The sequence below is a fragment of the Allocoleopsis sp. genome (genome assembly GCF_036703385.1).
Lineage (GTDB): Bacteria > Cyanobacteriota > Cyanobacteriia > Cyanobacteriales > Coleofasciculaceae > Allocoleopsis.
In genome coordinates this window covers 1-4,091 of the sequence record NZ_DATNPA010000169.1, presented here as the reverse complement: position 1 = coordinate 4,091, position 4,091 = coordinate 1, and the positions used below count along the sequence as shown (strand labels likewise).

Annotated in this window: 6 protein-coding genes; 1 reads left to right on the top strand and 5 read right to left on the bottom strand. The window is 46.1% G+C overall.

What is annotated here, in order from left to right; genetic code table 11:
- On the top strand, positions 1-390 hold a 390-nt coding region (locus V6C93_RS08700; RefSeq protein WP_333476261.1), incomplete at its 5' end, for a divalent metal cation transporter.
- Between the two features lie 495 nt (positions 391-885).
- Here the strand turns inward: V6C93_RS08700 and V6C93_RS08695 are convergent.
- The 5 genes from V6C93_RS08695 to V6C93_RS08675 all read right to left on the bottom strand — a co-directional run.
- Positions 886-1,437, bottom strand: a complete 552-nt coding sequence (locus V6C93_RS08695) for an IS630 family transposase (RefSeq protein WP_333476262.1) — start codon at positions 1,435-1,437, stop codon at positions 886-888.
- Positions 1,395-1,910, bottom strand: coding sequence for a helix-turn-helix domain-containing protein (locus V6C93_RS08690; protein ID WP_333476260.1), 516 nt, complete (start codon positions 1,908-1,910; stop codon positions 1,395-1,397). Before V6C93_RS08690 ends, V6C93_RS08695 begins: the two co-directional genes overlap by 43 nt.
- A gap of 285 nt (positions 1,911-2,195) precedes the next feature.
- Positions 2,196-2,864 (bottom strand): HAS-barrel domain-containing protein, encoded by a 669-nt coding sequence (locus V6C93_RS08685; protein ID WP_333476259.1) that lies wholly within the window; start codon positions 2,862-2,864, stop codon positions 2,196-2,198.
- 70 nt (positions 2,865-2,934) lie between these two features.
- Entirely contained in the window at positions 2,935-3,129 is a 195-nt protein-coding gene (locus V6C93_RS08680) for an NAD(P)H dehydrogenase subunit NdhS (protein WP_333476258.1), read from the bottom strand.
- 119 nt (positions 3,130-3,248) lie between these two features.
- A partial coding sequence (locus V6C93_RS08675) for an FtsW/RodA/SpoVE family cell cycle protein (protein WP_333476257.1) occupies positions 3,249-4,091 on the bottom strand: 843 nt, incomplete at its 5' end.

Here is a 4,091-nt window from a genome sequence, read left to right as displayed (position 1 = left end):
GGCATCGCCTTACTCGCTTCCGGGCAAAGCTCAACGCTGACAGCCACCTTAGCTGGACAAATTGTGATGGAAGGGTTTTTGCAGATGCGCCTTCCCTCCTGGTTACGTCGTCTCGCCACCCGATTAATTGCTATCGTCCCGGCGTTGGTTGCGATCGTGTTCTTTGGCGAAAAGAGTACAGGTAGCCTACTAGTTTTCAGTCAAGTTGTTTTAAGCTTACAGTTATCGTTTGCGGTGATTCCCTTAGTGATGTTTACGAGCAATCGCCGTTTGATGGGTGATTTTGTTAATCCATTTTGGCTCAAAGCTCTCAGCTGGATAGTTACTCTAATTATTGTCAGCTTAAATGTTTGGCTCTTGTTGCAAACCTTCTTGGGCGGGTTGGTGTAAAGGTAGCGAAGCGTCAAAATTTTTTACCTTTTACGGCGTTTTGAGTTTTTACTGTTTATTGATAGTTCAAAACTCCGTTGAGTGGTAACAAGCTGTCTTGGCTGTTGGGGTCATACTAAGTTGCAGTCTAATGTAGAATCTAGAGCCGAGAGCCATTAATAAAGGCAGATTATAATTTGTGACGGCTGCCAGACTCATGAGCAACTGGTGCCCGCGATGTTTAACTTGATTGACGAATTCAGGCGACCGTAATTCCTGCTGTCAGCAGCTATGACAGCTCAAGGGTGTTTGGGTGTGCGGAAAGGCGCGTTGCTGCTGGACATCAGGCATAGGCAAACGCAATACGGCAATGCGATTGGCTTTGCAGCAGAAATTGACCGGGCTGTGTGCCAGAAGAGGGAAGTTAACCTTCTGGCCCGCTCGGTGCTGACTGTTTGAGAGTCGCAACGCTTTCGCTGTTCTCGCCAGAGCGAAAGCGTCAGATTAAATTGCGTCCTAGCAGCTAATTCTCAGATGAGGGAAATAAGTTAGAGAACGTAACCTTTCTGGATCGGATGAAAGTGCGACAAGCCCCTGACAAAGGCTGTCCACCACCTTATCCATTGATTTCAAGATCCGATTGTAGAAATAGTTCTCCCTGATGTCTTCCCAAATATGTTCAACAGGCATCAATTCAGGACTATGAGAGGGTTGTGGTAGGATGCGAATATTTTCCGGGATTTGTAAACTCTTTGACCGATGCCAAGCTGCTCTATCTACTTGCAAGATGATGAAGTATTCAGCAAAGTCTTGAGAGACTTGTTTGAGAAACAAACTCATCATTTTTGTATTGGCATAGGGCAGTATTAAAGAGGTCATTTGCCCTAAGTGCGGAGCTACAGCCGCGTAGGCATAAACATACTCTCTCACCTGTTGTTTCGGGACAACTGGTCTAATGCCAGGAGGACACCAACAAGCCCTTACCTCACCCAAACGACCAAATCTTCCTTCATCTGCTGCCATGATCAATACAGGTCTGCTATCTTCGGGTTCTCTTGTTTGTAAGATTTGTTCGACCTGTTGTTGAAAGTTTTTTTAAAAGCTTCTTGTGCTTGTGGGTCGGCTTTGACATGGCAAGGTCTTGGTACAATCTTGCGCCATTGATGTCTATCTAACAACCGATAAATCGTTGTTTTATGTACTGAGTGACCCACCAATTGTTCATAAGCAATTTTGATTTGGCTAACGGTGGGAATCTGTCCTTTTGCTGCTTGTTCTAAAAATTTTCCTAAAAATTCTTTTTCTTGTTCCTGGGTTAAATAACTATTGTATCTGCCCCCTTTCCCTGCTGTTTCTAACGCAGCTACTCCTATCTGGTTGTACTGGGAGATCACTTTATGAACCGTAGCTACTGATACCCCTGTTTGCTTGGCGATCTCGGTGGCAGGTCTAGGATCAACCAAGCCATTGTAAACAATTAGCCATTTTTGTCTGTGCCAATAGCTGTGGGCTGATTTGAGTTTCTGTTCAACCGCTTCCACACTCAAATGAGACTCTGCCCTACTCACTCGACTCATAAGCTTACATTATTCATGACTCTCAGCTTTAGATTCTACATTAGACTGCAACTTGGTATTAGATATTTCCTGACGTACAGGAAAAGTAATCCTATTTAATTCGTCTAATTCGCCTGACGATTCTGCCTAATTTTACTGGAAGAATGTTCAAAATAAGCCAAAAATAAGCAGTTTTCACTTTACCACTGCTGAAAACATTCCCACTGAATGCAAGTATTTATATTTTCCCACTAGATGGCTTGATACTGCTTACCAATGCAGTTGGCTTAAAATATATCGCAAGCGATCGTAGTCATCCTTCAGCAGAACGCTCAAGGTTCGTCCTGCCTTAACTAGCCATTCGCGATCGCCTTGGCGCAGTTGATAAACCTCCCGAATCGCTGCTGCTGTTAATGCCTCTACAGGGGCTCCATTCACTTGCAACAGCGTTCGCAAAAAATCTAACTGTTCGCTAAAATGAACGATTTCTGCTGGCGCGCACTGGTAGACCGCCTGGTGAATTTGTGGCGGACGGGGGGGAAGATATTGATAGACCGGCCCGCTCGGCTGTCTTGAGCCATTTCCTCCGCGATCGGGAGGTAAAAATCCTACGATCGCAGCGCGAAACTCGGTTTTGAGCATGGCAAAAATTTGGGGTTGCTGCTCGCGCAAATCTTCTAGTGACAACCCCAGCGCTCTAGCTCGGTGAACGGAGTCAATTGGACTTGTGGTGGCATAGTAGACAACCGCCAGAACTTGGTTGCCTGATTCTTCATCAACCGACCTGACCCAGCTACCAAAGGGAGGCATGACGGGAAAGCTCAAATCCTCTGGCTCTAAGCACTGGGCCAGAAATTCCGTCGTTGCCGTTTCGATCACCTCAGCAATATGATTGTCAGGGCGATCGCCAATGGCAAACTGGGGCAAGGGAAGACGCATAGTTTCGTTATCTGTTGTTGGTTATTAGTGAGTAGTCATTAGTTAGGAACCAAGGACTAATGATTACTCACTATCTGCCCTTTTTACCGGTTGTTAGCTCTACCTCTTCGAGTTCGGATAGCTGGAACGTGATGAGTTTGTCCCAGTTACCGCCTTCAAAGAGTACAGCGGCTTTACCGTCACTGACTCGTTGAACTAGTCCCTGAAAGTGGTAGTAAATATCGTTGACATTAGTCACGCGAACAATCGAACCGGGAAGAATCATAATTCTCTACTCACTGAGGTTGTAATTCTAGCTTACTAGGAGCCACTGGCCATGAGTCATTCAATCATTACCGACCCATCCATAGCACTGATCAATGACTAATGACGAATAACTCATAACTAAAATCTCAATCGAGGTCGATGGTTGGCAACCGACTCCACTATTCCGAGACCTAAAAAGTTAGCTAGCAATGCCGATCGCCCGTAACTTAACAGGGGTAACGGAATACCAGTAATGGGAGCCAAGCCAATATTCATGCCAATGTTAACGACGGTTTGAAAGACAATCATCGAAAGAAAGCCGATCGCGATCAAAGAGCCAAAGTTGTCCTTCGCATTCTGAGCGATAATCACCAAGCGCAGGCAGAGGAACCAGAAGCCGAGGAGAACGCACATGCAGCCAATAAAGCCGAGTTCTTCTCCAATTGCTGAGAAGATAAAGTCAGTATGTTGTTCTGGAATAAAGCGCAGTTGGGTTTGGGTACCCTGATGCAGTCCTCTGCCCCAAAGTTCACCTGCTCCAATCGCAATCTTCGATTGGATGAGGTGATATCCCCCTCCCAGAGGATCTTGATTAGGGTCTAAAAACAGAGTCAGTCGTTTTTTCTGATAATCCTTGAGCAAACTCCACAACAGATTTCCCAGTCCTCCTGAAAGCGAGTTCAGCACGACAGCTCCCAACGAGCCTAAAATCGGCCAGGGGAAGCTCCTCCAACCAATGATTCCCATCGCGATCACCCAGACGAACCAAGCTGGCAAAAACGCGGTAAACACGATCGCAGAAACAACGGGAGAAATCATCAGCAACAGCCAGCCTGGATTCGTATTCCCCCAATAGAGCATGCCCATGGTAATCGAACCAAAAACCAGAGACGTTCCTAGGTTCGGCTCTAAAAATACAAAAATCCAAGGCACTCCTGCAATGCCTAAAACCCTAGCCAGAGAGCCTAGAGTGGTAGCCGG